The sequence below is a fragment of the Nitrincola sp. A-D6 genome, from assembly GCF_000764495.1.
GTDB lineage: Bacteria > Pseudomonadota > Gammaproteobacteria > Pseudomonadales > Balneatricaceae > Nitrincola.
This window is the reverse complement of record NZ_JRLB01000097.1, coordinates 39,205-58,157: the sequence shown is the minus strand read 5'-3', so window position 1 is coordinate 58,157 and position 18,953 is coordinate 39,205. Positions and strand designations below refer to the sequence as shown.

21 protein-coding genes and 3 pseudogenes are annotated in these 18,953 nt (G+C 49.5%); 8 read left to right on the top strand and 16 right to left on the bottom strand.

Annotated features, from left to right (window positions below):
- Positions 1-25 precede the first annotated feature (25 nt).
- Positions 26-340 (bottom strand): hypothetical protein, encoded by a 315-nt coding sequence (locus LH51_RS24910; protein WP_442934852.1) that lies wholly within the window; start codon positions 338-340, stop codon positions 26-28.
- A 42-nt stretch (positions 341-382) separates the two neighbouring features.
- Positions 383-988, bottom strand: coding sequence for a CoA-binding protein (locus LH51_RS24905; RefSeq protein WP_442934851.1), 606 nt, complete (start codon positions 986-988; stop codon positions 383-385).
- A gap of 175 nt (positions 989-1,163) precedes the next feature.
- Between LH51_RS24905 and LH51_RS23045 the strand changes: the two are divergent.
- The 4 genes and pseudogenes from LH51_RS23045 to LH51_RS15570 all read left to right on the top strand — a co-directional run.
- Positions 1,164-1,876, top strand: a pseudogene (locus tag LH51_RS23045) (poly-beta-hydroxybutyrate polymerase N-terminal domain-containing protein); the annotation flags it as partial.
- Between the two features lie 6 nt (positions 1,877-1,882).
- Complete coding sequence (locus LH51_RS24900) at positions 1,883-2,365, top strand: alpha/beta fold hydrolase (protein WP_442934854.1); 483 nt, start codon at positions 1,883-1,885, stop codon at positions 2,363-2,365.
- On the top strand, positions 2,293-2,898 hold the full coding sequence (locus LH51_RS23035; RefSeq protein WP_235263777.1) for a hypothetical protein: 606 nt from the start codon (positions 2,293-2,295) through the stop codon (positions 2,896-2,898). Before LH51_RS24900 ends, LH51_RS23035 begins: the two co-directional genes overlap by 73 nt.
- A gap of 178 nt (positions 2,899-3,076) precedes the next feature.
- Positions 3,077-3,292: a PA3496 family putative envelope integrity protein gene (locus LH51_RS15570; RefSeq protein ID WP_052063846.1), complete on the top strand. Its 216-nt coding sequence runs from the start codon at positions 3,077-3,079 to the stop codon at positions 3,290-3,292.
- Between the two features lie 171 nt (positions 3,293-3,463).
- Here LH51_RS15570 and LH51_RS24480 read toward each other — a convergent pair whose 3' ends face one another.
- From LH51_RS24480 to ectA, 5 genes are read right to left on the bottom strand one after another with little or no spacing between them, the layout of a single operon-like run.
- Complete coding sequence (locus LH51_RS24480) at positions 3,464-4,264, bottom strand: ACT domain-containing protein (RefSeq protein ID WP_327125330.1); 801 nt, start codon at positions 4,262-4,264, stop codon at positions 3,464-3,466.
- On the bottom strand, positions 4,231-4,890 hold the full coding sequence (locus LH51_RS24475; protein ID WP_327125328.1) for an amino acid kinase family protein: 660 nt from the start codon (positions 4,888-4,890) through the stop codon (positions 4,231-4,233). Before LH51_RS24475 ends, LH51_RS24480 begins: the two co-directional genes overlap by 34 nt.
- A gap of 23 nt (positions 4,891-4,913) precedes the next feature.
- The gene (locus LH51_RS15560; protein ID WP_036523840.1) at positions 4,914-5,300 is read right to left on the bottom strand and encodes an ectoine synthase; all 387 of its coding nucleotides are present in this window, start codon (positions 5,298-5,300) and stop codon (positions 4,914-4,916) included.
- Between the two features lie 24 nt (positions 5,301-5,324).
- Positions 5,325-6,599, bottom strand: coding sequence for a diaminobutyrate--2-oxoglutarate transaminase (gene ectB / locus LH51_RS15555; protein WP_036523837.1), 1,275 nt, complete (start codon positions 6,597-6,599; stop codon positions 5,325-5,327).
- 45 nt (positions 6,600-6,644) lie between these two features.
- Entirely contained in the window at positions 6,645-7,043 is a 399-nt protein-coding gene (ectA, locus tag LH51_RS15550) for a diaminobutyrate acetyltransferase (RefSeq protein WP_327125326.1), read from the bottom strand.
- Positions 7,044-7,412: 369 nt separating this feature from the next.
- Here ectA and LH51_RS15545 point away from each other — a divergent pair, with 369 nt between their 5' ends.
- From LH51_RS15545 to LH51_RS15540, 3 genes are all read left to right on the top strand, one after another.
- Entirely contained in the window at positions 7,413-7,883 is a 471-nt protein-coding gene (locus LH51_RS15545) for a MarR family winged helix-turn-helix transcriptional regulator (RefSeq protein WP_036523889.1), read from the top strand.
- Positions 7,884-7,977: 94 nt separating this feature from the next.
- Positions 7,978-8,253, top strand: a complete 276-nt coding sequence (locus LH51_RS24470; protein ID WP_327125324.1) for a hypothetical protein — start codon at positions 7,978-7,980, stop codon at positions 8,251-8,253.
- Between the two features lie 5 nt (positions 8,254-8,258).
- Entirely contained in the window at positions 8,259-9,020 is a 762-nt protein-coding gene (locus LH51_RS15540) for a pyridoxal phosphate-dependent aminotransferase (protein WP_327125323.1), read from the top strand.
- Positions 9,021-9,161: 141 nt separating this feature from the next.
- Here the strand turns inward: LH51_RS15540 and LH51_RS15535 are convergent, their stop codons facing one another.
- The 6 genes and pseudogenes from LH51_RS15535 to LH51_RS23690 form a co-directional block, all read right to left on the bottom strand.
- Positions 9,162-10,061, bottom strand: a complete 900-nt coding sequence (locus LH51_RS15535; RefSeq protein WP_036523834.1) for a GGDEF domain-containing protein — start codon at positions 10,059-10,061, stop codon at positions 9,162-9,164.
- Positions 10,062-10,097: 36 nt separating this feature from the next.
- A complete protein-coding gene (locus LH51_RS15530) occupies positions 10,098-10,403 on the bottom strand; it encodes a c-type cytochrome (RefSeq protein ID WP_036523832.1) in 306 nt (101 codons plus the stop codon).
- 298 nt (positions 10,404-10,701) lie between these two features.
- A pseudogene (gene htpG / locus LH51_RS15525) lies at positions 10,702-12,617 on the bottom strand (molecular chaperone HtpG).
- Positions 12,618-12,766: 149 nt separating this feature from the next.
- On the bottom strand, positions 12,767-13,459 hold the full coding sequence (locus LH51_RS15520; protein ID WP_036523886.1) for a DUF599 domain-containing protein: 693 nt from the start codon (positions 13,457-13,459) through the stop codon (positions 12,767-12,769).
- A 90-nt stretch (positions 13,460-13,549) separates the two neighbouring features.
- Positions 13,550-14,314, bottom strand: a complete 765-nt coding sequence (locus tag LH51_RS23695; protein ID WP_268746584.1) for a protein adenylyltransferase SelO family protein — start codon at positions 14,312-14,314, stop codon at positions 13,550-13,552.
- The gene (locus LH51_RS23690) at positions 14,241-15,023 is read right to left on the bottom strand and encodes a protein adenylyltransferase SelO family protein (RefSeq protein WP_268746583.1); all 783 of its coding nucleotides are present in this window, start codon (positions 15,021-15,023) and stop codon (positions 14,241-14,243) included. Before LH51_RS23690 ends, LH51_RS23695 begins: the two co-directional genes overlap by 74 nt.
- Positions 15,024-15,167: 144 nt before the next feature.
- Between LH51_RS23690 and LH51_RS15510 the strand changes: the two genes are divergently transcribed.
- Positions 15,168-15,491 (top strand): DUF3301 domain-containing protein, encoded by a 324-nt coding sequence (locus tag LH51_RS15510; RefSeq protein ID WP_036523830.1) that lies wholly within the window; start codon positions 15,168-15,170, stop codon positions 15,489-15,491.
- Between the two features lie 12 nt (positions 15,492-15,503).
- Here LH51_RS15510 and LH51_RS15505 read toward each other — a convergent pair whose 3' ends face one another.
- The 3 genes and pseudogenes from LH51_RS15505 to sucC form a co-directional block, all read right to left on the bottom strand.
- Entirely contained in the window at positions 15,504-16,724 is a 1,221-nt protein-coding gene (locus LH51_RS15505) for a sensor domain-containing diguanylate cyclase (RefSeq protein WP_036523828.1), read from the bottom strand.
- A gap of 154 nt (positions 16,725-16,878) precedes the next feature.
- A complete protein-coding gene (gene sucD, locus LH51_RS15500) occupies positions 16,879-17,760 on the bottom strand; it encodes a succinate--CoA ligase subunit alpha (RefSeq protein ID WP_036523826.1) in 882 nt (293 codons plus the stop codon).
- A 2-nt stretch (positions 17,761-17,762) separates the two neighbouring features.
- A pseudogene (sucC, locus tag LH51_RS15495) lies at positions 17,763-18,927 on the bottom strand (ADP-forming succinate--CoA ligase subunit beta).
- Positions 18,928-18,953: the final 26 nt, after the last annotated feature.

The following is an 18,953-nucleotide window of genomic DNA, read 5'->3' as shown; positions in this document are numbered from 1 at the left end:
TCGGCCAGTTGGCCTTTGCGTGCTTTCAGGCGGTCGTGCGCCAGGCGTTCGGCCCCATACCGTTACACACGATCGCCAGACGTTCACCCCGCATGGGCTTCATCCGCGTGAGTGTTTCCAGCGCGTTAAAGAGCATATCTGAGGTATCAACGCGTACGACACCGGCCCGGCGCAGCGCCGCATCATAGACATCATCCTGATCAGTGATCCCTTCACACACCACTTCCTGCATGCGTCCATCGGGAATGATGCCGGATTTCAATACCAGCACCAGCTTGTTGCGCGATGCGGCCCGGAGCGCTGATATGAAATTACGTGATGGACCGATGACCCGATCCATCTGTAACAAAATCGCATGGGTAGTGGCTCACCGGCCAGGTAGTCAATAATAGAGGCAGATCAACGTCGACGCCATCGCCAGAGTCAGAAAGTGTGAAAAACCGATTTCCTGGCCATTCGCCCAGTCAATCATGGCGGTGCCGATCAACCCTGACTGGCCCACATATGCCACCCGCCCCTTGCGGATATTAACGTGGGAAAAGCTGGCATTCATTGCCGAGCCGGGAATCAACATGCCCATGCAGTCTGGCCCAAGGATACGTATTCCATAGGAGCGGGCGGCTTCACGTATCTCATCTTTGATGCTGCCCTGCCCTGTCACGCTTTCAAGCGTCAGACCACCGGTCAGAATCAACGCAGCACGCACCATATTGGCGCCCAGTTTACGTACCAGATCGGCCACACTGTCAGGTGGCGTGCAGATAATGGCAAGGTCGGGCATTTCCGGCAAACTGCTCACGCCTTCATAACAGGTTACGCCATTTACTTGCGCATAGCCTTCCTTGTTAACCGCCATGATTGGCCCTTTGAAGCCGCTGTCCAGCAGGTTACGCAGTACAATTCCCCCAAGACTGTCATGCCGTTCGGATGCACCAAACACAGCAATGGAACGTGGCTTGAAAAAACGCTTGAGGTATTTTGTAGACATAGCTTGCTTCCTTCGCCTTGAGATAGAGCGATTTCAACTTTAGTGTAAACCATTCTATCTATTTCGCACATGCAGCAAAAGGTTTAATAAGTATATTTACTGATACGATTGGATGAAGTTTGATTATTATCAACTAAACTTTATACAAGGTTAGCCAACTAAAAGGATCGTGTTTATGACAGGTATTCAAGGGGCGAATACGCCCGAGATCAAAACCACCCTGGACCGTCTGATTCATGCGATGGAAGGGCGCTACACCAAAGGCATGTCGCCAGCATCACTGCTGCTTGCGTATATGGATTGGTTAATTCATATGGGTCATTCACCAGGCAAAATGGCTGAAATGACTGAAAACATGCTGCGTAAAAAGTCAGCCTTTATGCTCTGGGCATCGCGGGCGGCCTTTGATCCGGAGATCAAGCCGTTTATCAAGCCCCTGCCGGATGATCGACGCTTTAATGATCCAGCCTGGAGCAAGTTTCCTTACAACGTCATTTCCCAGAATTTCATGCTGCACGAGCAGTGGTGGCATTATGCCACTACGAATATTCCCGGCGTTGCCAAACATCATGAAAATATGGTGACCTTTTCGGCACGCCAGTGCTGGATATGCTCTCGCCCACCAACTTTGCAGCGACCAACCCGGTTGTTGGCAACAAAACCCTGGCTACAGGTGGCATGAACCTGATGCAGGGGATGCAGAAACTCATTGAGGATATGCAGCACACCCTGCTGGAAGAGCAACCCGCTGAATCCGATCTGAAAGTAGGCCGGGATCTGGCAGTCACACCGGGTAAGGTGGTATACCGTAATCGCCTGATCGAACTGATCCAGTACACGCCCAGCACCGATAAAGTGAAAGCTGAGCCGGTACTGATCGTGCCCGCCTGGATCATGAAGTATTACATACTCGATCTTTCTCCGAGCAAATCCATGGTTAAATACCTGGTAGATCAAGGCCATACCGTATTCATGATCTCCTGGCACAACCCCACAGTCGAAGATCGCGATCTGTCGATGAAGGACTATACCCAAAAAGGCATCATGGCTGCGCTGGATGTGATCAACAAAATTGTTCCTGATCAGCAAGTTCATGCTGCAGGCTACTGCCTCGGGGGGACCTTGCTGTCGATAGTCGCGGCGGCCATGGCCCGCGATGAGGATAACCGACTGAAATCGATCTCCCTGTTCACGGCCCAGACCGACTTTACTGAAGCCGGCGAGTTGATGCTGTTTATTGATGAGAGTCAGTTGAGCTACATGGAAGACATGATGTGGGATAAGGCTACCTGGATACCAAACAGATGGCTGGGGCCTTTATGCTACTGCGCTCCTATGACTTGCTCTGGTCAAAAATGGTCAATGAATACCTGTTAGGTGATAAACAACCCAGCACCAATGAACTCATGGCCTGGAACAGCGATGCTACGCGTATGCCTTACAAGATGCATTCACAATACTTGCGCCTGCTGTTCCTCAATAATGATCTGGCCAGTGGCCGCTACATAGTCAATGACCGTCCGATCTCTTTACGCGACATACGCGCACCGGTTTTTGCCGTTGCTACCGTAACAGACCACGTTGCCCCCTGGCGCTCAGTTTATAAGATCAATGACCTGTTCAATACCGAAATCACCTTCGTATTGACCAGTGGCGGTCACAATGCCGGCATTGTCAGTGAACCTGGCCACCCACGCCGTAGCTTCCAGATTGGTTTGCAGCAGGCCGAAGACAAACACATTTCACCCGACCAATGGCTGCAACAGCATGAAAAACACCAGGCTCCTGGTGGGAACCCTGGGTGGGCTGGCTTGAATCCAAGTCATCTCCCGGACATGTCCTGCCACCCACTATCGGCAATCCCGACACGGGGATTTACCCTTTATGTGATGCACCCGGTAACTATGTGATGGAGAAATAGCTAAGCATAGGCATTTTTTTGATTTGCTATAGATTTTTTTAATTTTGAGCCGTGGAGGTTCGGCACTATATTCGCGTTAATGTAGACAAGTCGCTGTGGATGCATCTAGTCCTCACAAACTGGCGCTGCTACAGCATAGATGGGCCCTTGGGCCAATGTATTAACCTTTGCGTGAGAGCAGAACAGATGGGCACAAAAGTACGTGTCGATCAGTCTCTATCGATGAGATAGATGACTGGAGCGAACAGTTTTCTGAAGATGAGGAGATCGGCCGCAGCAGCCGCCTCAAATACAATGGTAAACGGCGCCGTCAGATCGAAGATCTGATGGAAGAACGCCGTTTAATGAAGCAAATCAGCGACGTGTTTGACGAACACGTTTAAATCGCTCGCAGAGCGAGCTCCCACAGGTGGTGCCCACCATGTTGTGGGAGCCTGGTCTGTGGGAGCCCGGTCTGTGGGAGCCCGGTCTCCGGGCGATCTGCTTTTTTGTGGGAGCCCGGTCTCCGGGCGAATCGCTCGCGGAGCGAGCTCCTACAGGCGAGCTCCTACAGGCTACGCGGCGCAAATCACGTCGCCGTGGTCTTCCTGTTCTATAAGCGCATGGTGAAGGGCTTTCACGGCATTCTCGTAGTCGCTTTCATTCACTACGCACTGCATTTCTACCTGACGCATCGACTGATGCAACGCCTGAATGCTGATTTTGGCAGTTGCCAGGGCCGATACTGTTCTCGCGAGTATGCCGGATACTTTCAGATCTGTGCCGATAGCTGAAACAATCGCCACTTTGGTCAAATCAACTTCAGCGCCCTTGTAGGCTTCACCGATCAGACGCACGGCACGATTGACCATCTTGCGTGTGCCTGAAACATAATAGGTGATACTGTTGGCATCAGAGTCGCGATTGACAATGTACAGCTTCAACTGGTGCAGCAATCTGGCCAGCTCGATATCGTAGTTACTGTCACCCAACATATCCTGATCGAAAATTTCTATCGCAAAAACATTGCGACGTCCGGCGATGATCTCGACGCAGGGCTTGGCACTACAGTAGTCATTACTGATAACCGTACCGGAATGGTCAGGTTCAAAGGCATTTTTAATACGCAATTGAATACCTTTCTGACGCAACCCTTTAGCCGCTTTCGGATGAATCGCTTCCATCCCCAGATTGGAAAGCTGGTCGGCCACATCATAGTTGGTACGCCCTATGGTGACGATTTTATCCAACCCGACCACGGCCGGATCGGCACTGCTCAGGTGATATTCCTTATGGATAACGGCTTCATGCGCTCCGGTCAGGGTGGCAATCTTGCTGAAGGTCATTTCACTGTAACCGCGATCAAAGGTACGCATAACCCTTCACTGCAATGGGCATAACCTGTGGCAATCGGCAGCTGCGAGCTTAGATCTATGTCTTTGAAATGATGCAGTATCATCTCATCAAAGCTCAGCGGATGATCCTGGTGCCAGCCAGACAAGTCGATAAAACATGCATTGACACCGGCATTGTTCAGTGCCAGTACCGAGTTAAATGCACTGTGAGTTTCGCCCAGTGATGCCAGCATCTCGCGAACCCTTAACAGATGATCCTCTAACTGAAAGTGGCCCAGAGTACAAAGCTGCTGCAGATTTTCCATGCAGCTGGCGGCATCCTCAATGCGCTCAAGAATAAAACTGTCAGCCTTGATCAGGTCATCTCCTGAAAACAGCTCGGCATTTTTGCTCAGCATGGCCGTGCGAACCTGATCCAGTGTGGCCTGCCAGGCGGTTTCGTTTTCAGCCTCGGCAAACCGCGCATACACGCCCGGCTCGCCTGTCTTCTTGTGTTCCAGCAACAGGTTGGTAATACCACCGTAGGCTGAAACCACGAAGATTCTATTATAAAGTGCAGCGCCCTGACGCTTACCAATTAAAATGGTATCCATCAGTTCGTTGAAGCGGCTCATTGACGTGCCGCCGATTTTTTCAACTGTGTGCATTGTGACTCCTGTCCGGATCGTTTTTACTCGCTCAGCGGGTAAACGCCGTTTTCGTCATGAACCTCTTTACCGCTGAGGGGCGGGTTAAACACGCAGGCCATGACCATGTCTTCTGATGTTGCACGCAACAGGTGTTCATCGTGCTTATCCAGGATGTAGAGCGTACCTGGCTCAATCGGATACACCTTGCCATCGGCCAGGGTTTCCACTTCACCGTAACCACTCATGCAGTACACGGATTCCAGGTGGTTCTGATACCAGATATGCGTTTCTGTGCCTTTAAAGATGGTGGTGATATGGAAGGAGAATCCCATCTTGTCATCTTTAAGCAGCATTCTGACGCTTTTCCAGGTTTCTGCTTTCACGCAACGTTCTGATGCTTCACACTCTTTTAATGTACGTACTATCACGATGTATTCCTTACTTTCTGATGATTAAGAGGCTTTGCTGTTTTTTTCAGCCAGTGCCTGAGCAAATGATTCATCCAATACGCGCAGACCAAACTCAATCTGTTTATCCGTAATGACCAGGGGTACCAGGCATTTTACCACCTGTGAGTGGGCACCACTGGTTTCAATGATCAGACCCTTTTCAAAAGCAATACTGGTCACTCGATCAGCTAACTCACCATTCGGGCACTCAATACCACTCATCAGGCCACGGCCTTTCAGAATCATACTACCTTTGCCATGTTTGTTAATCAGAGATCCCAGGCCTGCACGCAGTTTTTCAGCCTTGCGACGCACTTCGGCAGCGAAAGTGTCATCTTTCCAGAAGGTTTTAAAAGCTGTAGCGGCTGTAACAAAAGCATGGTTATTACCACGGAAGGTACCGTTATGCTCGCCAGGTGACCACTGGTCCAGCTCTTCACGGAAGATCGTCAGGGCGAAAGGCAGACCGTAACCACTAAGCGATTTGGACAGGGTAATAATATCCGGCTTGATACCGACTTTTTCAAAACTGAAGAAGTAGCCTGAACGACCACAACCAGACTGGATATCGTCGACAATCAACAGCATGTCATGCTTACGGCAGACTTTTTCCAGATTACGCAACCACTCGAAGGAAGCCGCATTCAATCCGCCCTCCCCCTGTATGGTTTCAACAACAACAGCGGCTGGATGATCAACACCACTGCTGGGATCAGACAGAACTTTATCCAGGTACTCAGTGGTATCAACACCCTCACCCAGGTAGCCATCGAATGGCATGCGGGTTACATCAGAGAGGCTTGATCCCATACCACCACGGTGGTGTTCGTTACCTGTGCAAGCTAGTGCACCGCCAGTTACCCCATGAAAACCATTGGTAAAAGATACGATTTCACTACGTCCGGTCACTTTACGTGCCAGCTTTAGTGCTGCTTCGACGGCGTTCGTACCCGTCGGGCCGGTAAACTGCACGCGGAATTTATCCATGCCTCGCGGCTTGAGGATAAGCTCATGAAAAGTTTCCAGAAATTCCCGCTTGGCAGCTGTGTACATATCCAGACCATGGGTAATACCATCTGCCAACACATAATCCACCAGTGCTTTTTGCAGCGCTGGATGGTTGTGCCCGTAGTTCAGTGTGCCGGCACCTGCCAGAAAGTCGATATATTCCTTACCGTCTTCGGTGAACAGTGACGCACCTTTGGCTTTGTTAAATACGACTGGGAATGAACGTGAATAGGTACGTACATCTGATTCAACCTGTTCAAAAATCTTCATGATGTCTCCTTGCTATTAATTAGTTTCTTCGTTTGGCAACCAGGCTTAAGCCTGTGGTTGACCTATCGGACCGCCACGCCACAACACTTCATCATCGTGTTGGCCGGCAAAATGTTCTTTACGACTGAACAGCACTGTCTTCTGCAGTGGTGCTTTCAGGTCGCTGTACACCCGGCTGAATAAGGCTTCAGATGCCGCATTACCCGGTGTAATTGTGGTTTCAATGTAAGCAATAGACTGCTCTGCCCTGCAGCGCTCAATCAACGCCGTTAACATCCGCTGTGCCAGTTTCTGGCCACGACAGGTCGGGTCGACAGCCACTTGCCAGACAAACAGTGCATCTGGCCGTGAAGGCGGAATATAGCCGGAAATAAATCCAACCAATGCGCCATCTGCATCCTCAACGGCAATAGAGGTATCTGCAAAATGTGTACATTGCAGCAAGTTGCAGTAAGTGGAGTTAGTGTCCAAAGGTGGGCAACGACTAATCAGGCATTGAGCGGCTGACCATCTGTTGCTACGGGTTTTCTAAAGTGTTTCGTGTCGCTTTCCATAGTGTCCTTTATATTTAGCTTTACTATGGATCTATTATAAAACACATCGACAGATTGTTTCAACCCCAGCATAAAAACAGCCTATCTAAGCTAATATCTGGCGAAATGAGCGCATTTTTGCATCTAAACCCTAAATAATATATCGTATTGCATTACAATATAATTAATGAGGGTGATTACTATCAACTTGCATTACCTTTATGAAAGCGATACAAAGAGCGGCTTTTATGACAGCAACCCTAAAGAGCTGGAAACACTTATGCAGAAAAGTCAGGATGTATTGGTGCTGCTGCGCCAGATTATCCGTGCTGCTGAGCTTCACGATAAGCAATTAAGCCGCGACACAGGCCTGACCATGCCGCAACTTATGTCTATGCAGACACTGCGCATGCAGGGTCCAATGACAGTGGGCGCTCTGGCAAAAGAGATGAACCTGACCCAGGCAACGGTTACCAGCATTCTTGACCGACTGGAAAAGAAGCACCAGGTCACCCGGGTTCGCAGCCAGGAAGACAAACGCAAAGTACTGGTCTACCCGACCGACGAAGCACTAGTACTACTGGAATCAGCACCCGCGACACTGCAGGACAGACTGGTGCAGGAGTTTGAGCTGATGCGGGAGTGGGAACAATCGATGGTGATCTCGTCATTAGAGCGCATTGCCACCATGCTCGGCGCGCACACCATTGATGCGGCACCTATGCTGGATGTGGGTGCGTTGGATCGGTAGTCGACGGCTTAGCTATTACCCTGAACATATTTGATCTGTTAAACTGAGCGATTAATCACCTTCCAAGCTTAGTTTATCTGGGGCAATATTTGTCATGAGTAAATTCTGGAGCCCGGCCATCCGCTCCCTGGTACCTTATACGCCGGGTGAGCAGCCTAAAGTGCTTGATCTGATCAAGCTCAATACCAATGAAAACCCCTACCCTCCAGCACCTGGCGTGACGCAAGTGCTGCACGATTTTCCAACCGACAGGCTGCGCCTGTACCCCGATCCCGATGCCAGCAAGCTGAAAACAGCACTGGCTGAGTACCACGGCCTGGAAAGTGAGCAGATTTTTCTGGGCAATGGCTCCGATGAAGTTCTGCCTTAGCCTTTATGGCGTTTTTTCGTCACAACAAACCCCTGCTGATGCCAGAAACCACCTACAGTTTTTATGAAGTCTATTGCGATCTATTACAGATTGAGCCGGAAAAAATTCCGCTGGATAGCGAGTTCCGCATCAATCTCGAAGATTATGATCGTGAAAATGGCGGGATCATTTTTGCCAATCCCAATGCACCTACAGGTATCGCCCTGCCACTCAACCGCATTGAGCAGTTATTACAACGTCATCCGGATAGCCTGGTACTGGTTGATGAGGCCTATGTGGATTTTGGCGCAGAAACTGCTATCGGCCTGATTGCACGCTACCCTAACCTGTTGGTAACACATACTTTTTCCAAGGCACGTTCACTGGCTGGCATGCGTGTCGGCGCTGCATTTGGACATCCCGACCTGATCGCCGGACTGGAGCGGGTTAAAAACAGCTTTAATTCTTACCCACTGGATATGCTCGCCATTGAAACAGCCACGGCATCTATTGCCGATGATGTCTATTTCAAAAAAGTTTGCAAACGCATCATGCACACCCGTGAACACACCACGGCGGCATTGACTGGCAAAGGATTCAAAGTGCTACCATCAGCAACCAACTTTATTTTTGTCACCCATCCGGAACGGGATGCTTTGGAGATGATGCAAGCCTTGAGAGCTGAGAAAATCCTGGTGCGGCACTTCACCCGGCCAGGGATTAATCAGTTTTTACGTATCAGTATAGGTACTGATGCAGAGATGGCGCAGCTTATCGATAAGCTGTAGGAGCTCTATTCTGTAGGAGCTCACTCTGTGAGCGATTGCTTTATTCGCCCGGGGACCGGGCTCCTACAGGATCTACCCTGTGGGAGCTCACTCTGTGAGCGATAAACCTTTCGCCCGCTGAGCGGGCTCCCACAGGGAATATTAGAAGGATTCGCCTTCTACGCGGTTACCGCCGCTCTGGCGCGCTACGGCGAGGTTTTCCATCACCCGGCGAAGCATATCTTCAGACGAGTCTTCGATACCTGCCAGTGTTGCAACACCCACACTCACTGTACAACTGATATTGCCAGATGCGAAGGGAAGCTCCAGGTCATGTGCCAGCCTGCGCACACGCTCTCCTGCCAGCACAGCCTGATCATGATTGGTTTCAGGTAGAAAAAGCACCAGTTGGTCATCACTGAAACGGGCCAGAAAATCGGCCGTACGCTTCATTCTGTGCAACTCAGTAACTATATGCCGAAGCAGTTGATCGCCGCCATCCCAACTATGCTCATCGTTAATACCACTGAAGTCATCTATATCAATCAGTAACATACTGCAAATACCGTCATATCGCTGTGCCTGAGCTATGTTCTGCTCCAGCACCGGCATCAATGCGCGACGGTTGTAGGCGCCAGTCAGTGGATCACGCTGAGCTTGACTGGTGATACGACGTTCAAGTTTTTTACGATCATTAATATTACGCAAGGACCAGATGAGTCTATCATCGTCTGTAACAATCATCCGGCTATGAAACCAGATCACCTCTTTTAGCCCCAGTGCCTTAAAGGCATGCTGATGATCCGGACGGAAAACCAGCTCAGTTTTCACTACCTGATTCTGCTCGTGAGCTGTTCTGATGTAACCACGCAACAGCGTCAGAAAGTCTTGTGGGAAAAGATCTTCCAGTGTTTCTCCAGGCAATTCACTGACTAACAACCAGTCTTCATCGCCTGGACTCACAACAGTGACTGTTTCATCTTCAATTACAAATACCAGATCAGACGTCAGTGCCAATAAGGCATTAAATGAGTCTGTCACTTGTTTCTGTTCCTCAGACATAACACACTCTCTCAGGTAGTGATATTCGACAGAAAATTACTGCACCCGACCCACCAACACTTCTACAGCACTTCGTAGCTGCTCGTCTGTGCAGTTAAAGCAAGTCCCTTTTGGCGGCATAGCGCCTTTACCGGATATAACCGTCTGGGTCATGGCTTCAATACCAGTGGCAATTCGTGGCGCCCAATTTGCGGCATCTCCAAGTTTTGGAGCCCCCGCTAAGCCTGCATCATGGCAAGCTTGACAGTGACGGTCAACAATACCTTCAATTTCAGCGTCAGCCATTACAGCGCTGCTGCCGAGAAGCAAAGCAAGAGAAAGGGGGGCAATTATTGTTTTCATAGGAATATCCTGACAGGTTGAAATGTTTTAGCAAAAGGATAAACCAGACAGGGCAACAAATCGATAGCGACGGGCCACTCAGTCGGAATATTTCACTTGGGTCAGAATAGCAGATAGAAATGAACAAAAGCTGAAGCAGAGGTCTTCGCCCTGTAGGAGCTCGCTCTGCGAGCGAAGAGGTTGTTCGCCCGGAGACCGGGCTCCTACAAGAGAATACCTCCCCTGTAGGAGCTCGCTCTGCGAGCGAAGGTTTTTTTCGCCCGGGGACCGGGCTCCCACAGAGCGGGCTCCTACATTATTAGGCGCTTAGTTCAAGCAGGAGCTTGTTTAAGCGTGCAATGTAAGCGGTTGGATCATCCAGCTGTCCACCGGCTGCCAGGTCGGCCTGATCAAACAACACCAGTGCCAGGTCAGCAAAACGTGCTTCGTCGGGTTCCTGATCCAGCTTGGTGATGAGCGGATGCTCTGGATTGAGCTCGAAGATCGGCTTGTTTTCCGGTACGGGTTGACCGGCAGCTTCCATGATGCGGCGCATCTGTGCACCCATATCGTAGTCACCCAGTACCAGACAGGCCGGTGAGTCTGTCAGACGGTGGGTAACACGGATATCGGATACTCTGGCGTCCAGTACCGGTTTGAGCCGTTCCAACAGCCCTTCCAATACTTTAGCGCTTTCTTCCTGCTGCTGCTTCTCTTCTTCGGTTTCCACTTCGCCCAGATTCAACTCGCCCTTGGTGACATCCTGGAAGGATTTACCATCAAAGTCGAACAACTGGCTCATCATCCATTCATCTATACGGTCTGTCAGCAACAGCACTTCGATCCCTTTCTTGCGGAAGATTTCCAGGTGCGGGCTGTTTTTGGCGGTGTTGTAGTTGTCGGCCACCACGTAGAAAATCTTCTCCTGACCTTCTTTCATGCGCGACACGTAATCTTCAAACCCTACGCTTTGCTCGGCATTACCGGTATGGGTAGACGCAAAACGCAACAGCTTAAGAATTTTGTCACGGTTGGCGTAATCTTCTGCAGGCCCCTCTTTGATCACCTGACCGAACTCTTTCCAGAAGCTGGCATACTTTTCAGCATCATTTTTGGCCAGTTTGCTGAGCATATCCAGCACACGTTTGGTCAATGCACTGCGCAGTTTGTCGACATTCGGATCTTTCTGCAGTATTTCGCGGGATACGTTCAGCGACAGATTATTGCTGTCAACTACACCCTTGATGAAACGCAAGTAGAGTGGCAGGAACTGGTCAGCCTGATCCATAATGAACACACGCTGCACGTATAACTTCAGGCCACGCGGCGCTTCACGGTTCCACAGGTCAAATGGTGCATGGCCAGGCAGATACAACAAGCTGGTGTATTCCAGGTTACCTTCGACCTTATTGTGTGACCAGGTCAAGGGCTCAGCAAAGTCATGGGAAATATGCTTGTAGAACTCTTGATACTCTGCGTCGTTCAGATCACTTTTACTGCGTGTCCAGAGGGCGGTTGCACTGTTCACAGACTCAAACTCAGGTGCTTTAACCTCAGCAGATTCTTCGCCTTCTTCAGGCTCCACCGCTTCTTTTTCCATCAACACCGGGAAAGCGATATGGTCAGAATACTTGCGCACCAGGCTACGCAAGCGATAGCCATCCGCGAATTCAGATTCAGCGTCTTTCAGGTGCAACACAATGCGTGTACCACGTCCGGCTTTTTCAGTCGGCTCAATAGTAAAATCACCCTCACCTCGTGATGACCAATGCACAGCGTCAGTCACAGCGGCGCCCGCACGACGGGAAAACACATCCACCTGATCCGCAACGATAAACGAGGAATAAAAACCGACACCAAACTGGCCAATCAGCTGACTGTCTTTGGATTGATCACCGGTCAGGTGTGAGAGGAAACTGGCGGTACCGGATTTAGCAATTGTGCCAGATGCTCAATCACTTCTTCGCGGTTCATACCAATACCATTGTCTTCAATGGTAACGGTTTTTGCATCTTTGTCGAAGCTGACCCGAACTTTCAAGTCGGAGTCGCCTTCGTAAAGATCAGCATTCTCCAGGGCTTCAAAACGCAGTTTTTCGGCTGCATCAGAGGCGTTGGAGATCAACTCACGCAAGAAAATTTCTTTATTGGAGTAAAGCGAATGCACCATCAAGTGCAGGAGTTGCTTAACCTCGGTCTGAAAACCAAGTGTTTCTTTCTGGGTTTCTGTACTCATTTGTACCTCAGACTCACGTTTGACGAAAAATCATCAAGCTGAATGCCTTCACACTGGCTGAGATATAGGGGCAATTTTCAGAGTTTCAAGTTATTTTGTGCCATTATCGATGTTAGAGATCACCGGACGGTTCAACTCAGAGCTCATCATCAGGTTGTCAGGGTGGAAGAACGGAATTCGCGACGGTAAAGCACAAACACAATCACGGCACTCAACACCATGAATAACCAGGGATTAATAATCCAACTGAGTATGGCAATGCTGAAATAGTAGGAACGTAAACCCAGGTTAAAACTATTTGCGGCCATGGATGTCATTTTGGCTACACGTGCGGCGTGTGCCTCCATCTCAAGCTCACCCAACCCTTCTTCGGGTGCAGGTGCCCCGCCGACCATGACCGAGGCAAAGCCATACTGACGTAAACTCCAGGTAAACTTGAAGAAGGCATAGACAAACAACAGCAACATCACCAACAGTTTCAACTCCCACTCCTTGCGGGTCGCAGCCATGGCAAAAGGGAGATCTTCAATAAGGTTGATCACCTGCTCTGTCGAACTCATAACCGTCAGAATACCGGCCATCACCAGAATGGTGGTGCTGGCAAAAAATGAAACACTGCGTTCAAGGTTGGAGATGGCGGTGGTATCGGCGATGCGATTGTCGCGTGTCAGCATGCGCCGCATCCACTCGGTACGGTAGATATGCATGACACTCGCCAGACAGGGTGTAGAGTAGCTTTTCACTCGGGCATAGGCCATATAGCCATTAAAACAGACCAAAAACCAGACCAGCGCCAAAATGTTAAGCCAGTTTTCCAGAAAAAAAGTCTGCTGATAGTACATGCCCATGTCCCGCGCCGTGGTTAACCTTAAGTCTAATGGATCGTTCAGGGCAACTCTAGCGCAAGTGGCTGTATTTATCGACTTTCTTAATCAGGAAGAGCAGCTCAGGCAGATAGACCCTGCCCAATCCGGTGGTGAATCCAGAAAACGCTCGGCTTGAGTATGTAACTCGCAAGGATGACGCAAGATTGGCAGCAACTGATTCACCAGCCGGTAATCACCCTGGGTAGCTTCACGTATAGCCTCCTCCGCCATGTAGTTACGCAGCAGATAATAGGGATTAACCGATCGCATCTGCTGGTGTCGGATGGGCCCACTGGCAGGTTCCAGCTGTACGCGTTGCTGATAGGCCTGAAACCACTGAGACCAGGCCGGCGTATCCGTATGGGTAAACGCCTGTAACTTTTCGGCATTAAGTTGATCTACTGATAACTCTGTCAGGGCGCTCAAAAAACGCGTAATGTCGATCTTCTGCTGCTCAAACAACTGCCAGAGTTGGCTAACCAGCTCTGAATCACCAGCCTGCTCGGTTTGCAGGCCAAGGCGGGCTTTTTGACGACGCATCTGGTGAAAGGTCACCCGTTCCATAAAGCCTTCCAGGGCTGCTTCCAGAGCCTCTCTGGGGATCAGTGGCAGAAGGGCCTGAGCCAGGCAGGCCAGATTCCAATGCACAATCGCTGGCTGCCGAAAGAAGGCATAACGTCCGCCATCATCATTATTGTTGGCCACATGATCCGGATCGTAGCTATCCAGGAAAGTATAAGGTCCATAATCAAAGGTTTCACCGAGAATCGACATATTGTCGGTATTCAACACACCATGTACAAAACCGTAGGCTTGCCAGAGTGCCACCATCCGGCTGTACGCTCCATGATTTCTGCAAACATGGCCAGATAGGTTGATCGGCTTCCACGCACTCGGGGTAAAAACGTCTCAGACAGTAGTCGGCAAGCTGTTTGAGCTCATCGTGACGACGGCTGTAATACAGCCATTCAAAATGCCCAAAACGAATATGACAGGGGGTCACACGTAACAGTGTGGCACAAGGCTCCATACCCAGCCGGGGGGTATACTCTTCGCTACCGACCAGACACAGTGCTTCGGTTGAGGGAATACCCAGTCCATACATGGCTTCACTGACCAGGTATTCACGAATACTGGAGCGTAACACCGCACGACCATCACCAAAACGTGAGTAGGCCGTTTGTCCTGAGCCTTTCAGATGCAAGTCCCAACGCTGGCCCTTATTGTTTACCACTTCACCCAGTAGCAACCCGCGACCATCACCCAGATCCGGATTGTAATGACCAAACTGATGCCCGGTGTATTTCATCGCCAGGGGTTCGGCGCCAGGCAGGACTTTTTCTCCGCCAAAGAAACTGGCCAGGTCTTGCGGATGCGTCTGACAAGGGTCCAGATCGAGGTAGGCCGCTACACGTGGATTAAAGCTGATTAAGTGAGCGTTTTTTAATGCCTTGGGCTCTGTGCGCTGAAACCAGTGCGAGGGAAGACCCGCATAAGTGTTATCAAAATTAAGTGTGAGAAGTGTGCGCATTCCAACCATGTCGATCTCCCTTTTTACCTGTCGCTTTGGCTATACCATACCATTTTAGTCAACTTTTTTCATCCGTTTGATTAAATTAAGGTATAGCTACAATTCAGCCTGACCAGGGTGTATATTTCCTGCATACTTTTTTAGGACAGGTTTATGTGGTTTGATTTAACAGCATTAATATGGATGACCCTACTGGCCGTAGTTGCACTGTTGTGGTGGCAGAATCTCAAAGTGCGTGAGTTGGCACTGAAGCAGGTTAAACACTATTGCAACCGAGAGGCTTTGCAGTTGCTGGATCAGAGTGTCGCTCTACGCGGATTATCAATAACCCGTAGCCCCCAGAGTGGCCAGTTAAGCCTGAAACGACGCTATGCCTTCGAGTTCACCAGTACCGGAGATGAACGCTATCAGGGTTATATAGAGCTGCTTGGTGCAAGGTTGTTGCGTATTGAAGTTGATGCCCACAGGATACCCTAAACCGGCAACAGTCTACATGACGCAGTTTCGCCCGGTGGCTTTCGCCTGATACAAACGACAATCCGCTTCCTGAATCACATCCTGTATGGCGTGCTTATCAATATAGCGATACTGATCAGGTGTTATTTCCACTACGCCAAAACTGGCTGCTAATGCCAGTTCCTCGTCTTCAAAACTAAATGGCACCTGCTGCAAGGATGCCCGAAGACTTTCAGCCCGGTTATAAGCTTGCTGATAACTGGTTGATGGCAATACAATCAGAAACTCTTCTCCCCCAAAGCGAAAGATCAGATCCGAGCGTCTGAACTGTTCGACCATACGCTGTGCAAAGAACTTCAGTGCCGCATCTCCGGCAAGATGTCCATTATCGTCATTGAGTAATTTAAAGTGATCCAGATCACACATTATTACGCAGAAAGGTGTTTCAGTGGCTTTAGATATTTCCATCTGATTGATCAATACCTTATCCATTGAGCGGCGTGATAACAGACCTGTCAGGGGATCTTTATTAAAGGTACTGACCAGTATCATATTGTTGATCAGTGATATTTCACTCCCCAGATCCAGGGACAAAAATTCAGTACGTTTGATCAATCCATGCATGCGCAGATTATTGCGCACTGGCTTGAATTCTCTGGCTATAGCTGCCGTCGTGTTATGTAGTTTACAATGCAGCTGTTCGATATGTTTACGATGACTAGTATCTCGAATGATCTCCTGGGCATCCCCATACAACCATTGACCGAATGCGCAAATTAGCGGATTTCCTTCAGGCAACAACTCGGGATTATTGCTCAACACGGCTTTGACCACGTCTTGCATCCAGAGTAAGTGGGCCTCGAAATGCACCAGCAGGTTTTTCTCACTCAAAGCATTAATATGCTGAATACGCAGGTGATTGCGCCTTTCAAGATCTTTAAGGTAGTGCTGTATATGCAGATTGGCAAGGGTATCTTCGAGCTGATTAAATCCATCCTGTGTATACTCCACTGCAGCCATGTCTCCCTTGGCTACGGCCTCATTGATCGCCTTGGATCTAAGCGTTGCAAGTTCATGAGTCACCAGCGTAAACGGAATCTTCTGCTCCGATATAGCGAACGCCAGCTGTTCAATATCCGGACTTTGAAAATCCTGGCCTAGCAGTTCTTCTATTTGGCGTGACAACGCCCGAATAGATTTATACTGCGAATACTCGACTGCTACGATAAGGCTTTTACGGTAGGGTACATCCACTGCTATTTAATCCCAAAATGCGAAAAACGGGTGATTATAAAGCTACTGTGAAGACTATAAATGATATAAATCAATATCTGTACAAAAAAACGCTCAACCAAGACAAAAAAAAGGTAGCCAATTGGCTACCTTTTTTAAAACCCCAGAGTAAGGGTTACTTGGTTGGCCAGCCTGTCAGTTCAGACAGTGCTTTGCCTATCTCAGCCAGCGAGCGAACCGTTTTAACACCGGCATCTTCCAATGCGGCAAACTTCTCGGCTGCTGTACCTTTACCACCAGAGATGATCGCACCGGCATGGCCCATACGCTTACCTGCAGGTGCAGTTACACCGGCAATGTAAGATACCACTGGTTTGGTCACATTGGCTTTGATGTAAGCCGCGGCTTCTTCTTCAGCTGAACCACCGATTTCACCGATCATAACGATCGCCTCAGTCTGTGGATCATTCTGGAAGAGTTCCAGAATATCGATGAAGTTAGAACCCGGAATTGGGTCACCACCGATACCGACACAAGTAGACTGGCCAAAACCAGCATCTGTAGTCTGCTTAACCGCTTCATAAGTCAGTGTACCGGAACGTGATACGATACCGACTTTACCTGGCAGGTGAATGTGACCTGGCATAATACCGATCTTGCACTCGCCCGGGGTGATAACACCTGGACAGTTAGGACCGATCAGACGCACACCCAGTTCATCACATTTGACTTTACACTGCAGCATATCCAGTGTCGGAATGCCTTCAGTGATACAAATGATCAGCTTGATGCCGCTGTTAGCCGCTTCAAGGATAGAATCCTTACAGAAAGCCGCAGGTACGTAGATTACAGAGGCTTCAGCACCGGTAGCTTCTACAGCTTCAGCAACCGTATTGAATACTGGCAGACCCAGATGTTCAGTACCGCCTTTGCCCGGCGTAACACCACCGACCATATTAGTACCGTAAGCAATCGCTTGCTCAGAATGGAAGGTACCCTGGCCACCAGTGAATCCCTGACAGATTACTTTGGTGTCTTTATTGATAAGAATTGCCATGATTATTTACCCTCCGCTGCTTTAACGACCTGCACTGCTGCATCAGTCAAACTGGTGGCTGCAATGATATCCAGACCGGATTCAGCCAAACGCTGGGCACCCAGCTCGGCATTGTTACCTTCCAGACGTACAACGACTGGAACTTCAACACCAACTTCTTTCACAGCACCGATGATACCGTCAGCAATCAGGTCACAACGTACAATACCGCCGAAGATGTTAACCAGAACCGCTTTTACACTGCTATCAGACAGGATAATTTTGAAGGCTTCGGTCACACGCTCTTTAGTTGCACCACCGCCAACGTCGAGGAAGTTTGCAGGTTGACCACCGTGCAGTTTAACGATATCCATGGTACCCATAGCCAGACCAGCACCATTGACCATGCAACCGATATTCCCTTCCAGGCAACGTAGTTCAGTTCCCACTGAGCTGCATGCGCTTCGCGCTCATCATCCTGTGACGGATCATGCATCGCCTGAATATCTTTATGACGATAAATCGCATTGCTGTCGATAACGATTTTGGCGTCCAGACAGTGCAGATTACCGGCATCAGTAATAACCAGCGGGTTGATTTCCAGCAATGCCAGATCTTTTTCTTCAAACATTTTCGCCAGACCCATAAAGATCTGTACAAACTGTTTGATCTGATCGCCCTGCAAACCCAGTTTGAATGCCAGTTCACGGCCCTGGTATGGCTGTGCACCAGTCATAGGATCGATAGTCGCTTTGAGGATTTTTTCAGGTGTTTCGTGCGCAACTTTTTCGATCTCAACACCACCTTCGGTAGAGGCCATGAAAACGATGCGACGGGTAGAACGGTCAACAACTGCACCCAGATAGAGTTCGTTGGCGATATCGGTGCAAGTTTCTACCAAAATTTTAGTAACAGGCTGACCACTGGCATCTGTCTGGTAAGTTACCAGACGCTGGCCCAGCCATTTTTCAGCGAAAGCTGCGGCATCCGCAGGAGACTCTACCAGCTTAACACCGCCAGCTTTACCACGTCCGCCTGCGTGAACCTGGGCTTTTACAACCCATTTGTCACCACCGATTTTTTCTGCTGCTGCGGCTGCGTCTTCCGGCGTATCTACCGCGAAGCTTGGGAAACCGGCAGACCATATTGAGCAAACAGTTGTTTGCCTTGGTATTCATGAAGGTTCATGTTCTGATCCGTTGAATTATCGATTA

Coding starts and splice junctions, on each gene's coding strand:
- LH51_RS24910 (WP_442934852.1), bottom strand. CDS start 340: ATGGATCGGGTCATCGGTCCATCACGTAATTTCATATCAGCGCTCCGG.
- LH51_RS24905 (WP_442934851.1), bottom strand. CDS start 988: ATGTCTACAAAATACCTCAAGCGTTTTTTCAAGCCACGTTCCATTGCT.
- LH51_RS24900 (WP_442934854.1), top strand. CDS start 1,883: ATGAAGTATTACATACTCGATCTTTCTCCGAGCAAATCCATGGTTAAA.
- LH51_RS23035 (WP_235263777.1), top strand. CDS start 2,293: ATGGCTGGGGCCTTTATGCTACTGCGCTCCTATGACTTGCTCTGGTCA.
- LH51_RS24480 (WP_327125330.1), bottom strand. CDS start 4,264: ATGCGTACCTTTGATCGCGGTTACAGTGAAATGACCTTCAGCAAGATT.
- LH51_RS24475 (WP_327125328.1), bottom strand. CDS start 4,890: ATGCACACAGTTGAAAAAATCGGCGGCACGTCAATGAGCCGCTTCAAC.
- ectB (WP_036523837.1), bottom strand. CDS start 6,599: ATGAAGATTTTTGAACAGGTTGAATCAGATGTACGTACCTATTCACGT.
- LH51_RS15545 (WP_036523889.1), top strand. CDS start 7,413: ATGCAGAAAAGTCAGGATGTATTGGTGCTGCTGCGCCAGATTATCCGT.
- LH51_RS24470 (WP_327125324.1), top strand. CDS start 7,978: ATGAGTAAATTCTGGAGCCCGGCCATCCGCTCCCTGGTACCTTATACG.
- LH51_RS15540 (WP_327125323.1), top strand. CDS start 8,259: ATGGCGTTTTTTCGTCACAACAAACCCCTGCTGATGCCAGAAACCACC.
- LH51_RS15535 (WP_036523834.1), bottom strand. CDS start 10,061: ATGTCTGAGGAACAGAAACAAGTGACAGACTCATTTAATGCCTTATTG.
- LH51_RS15530 (WP_036523832.1), bottom strand. CDS start 10,403: ATGAAAACAATAATTGCCCCCCTTTCTCTTGCTTTGCTTCTCGGCAGC.
- LH51_RS15520 (WP_036523886.1), bottom strand. CDS start 13,459: ATGTACTATCAGCAGACTTTTTTTCTGGAAAACTGGCTTAACATTTTG.
- LH51_RS23695 (WP_268746584.1), bottom strand. CDS start 14,314: ATGGTGGCACTCTGGCAAGCCTACGGTTTTGTACATGGTGTGTTGAAT.
- LH51_RS23690 (WP_268746583.1), bottom strand. CDS start 15,023: ATGGTTGGAATGCGCACACTTCTCACACTTAATTTTGATAACACTTAT.
- LH51_RS15510 (WP_036523830.1), top strand. CDS start 15,168: ATGTGGTTTGATTTAACAGCATTAATATGGATGACCCTACTGGCCGTA.
- sucD (WP_036523826.1), bottom strand. CDS start 17,760: ATGGCAATTCTTATCAATAAAGACACCAAAGTAATCTGTCAGGGATTC.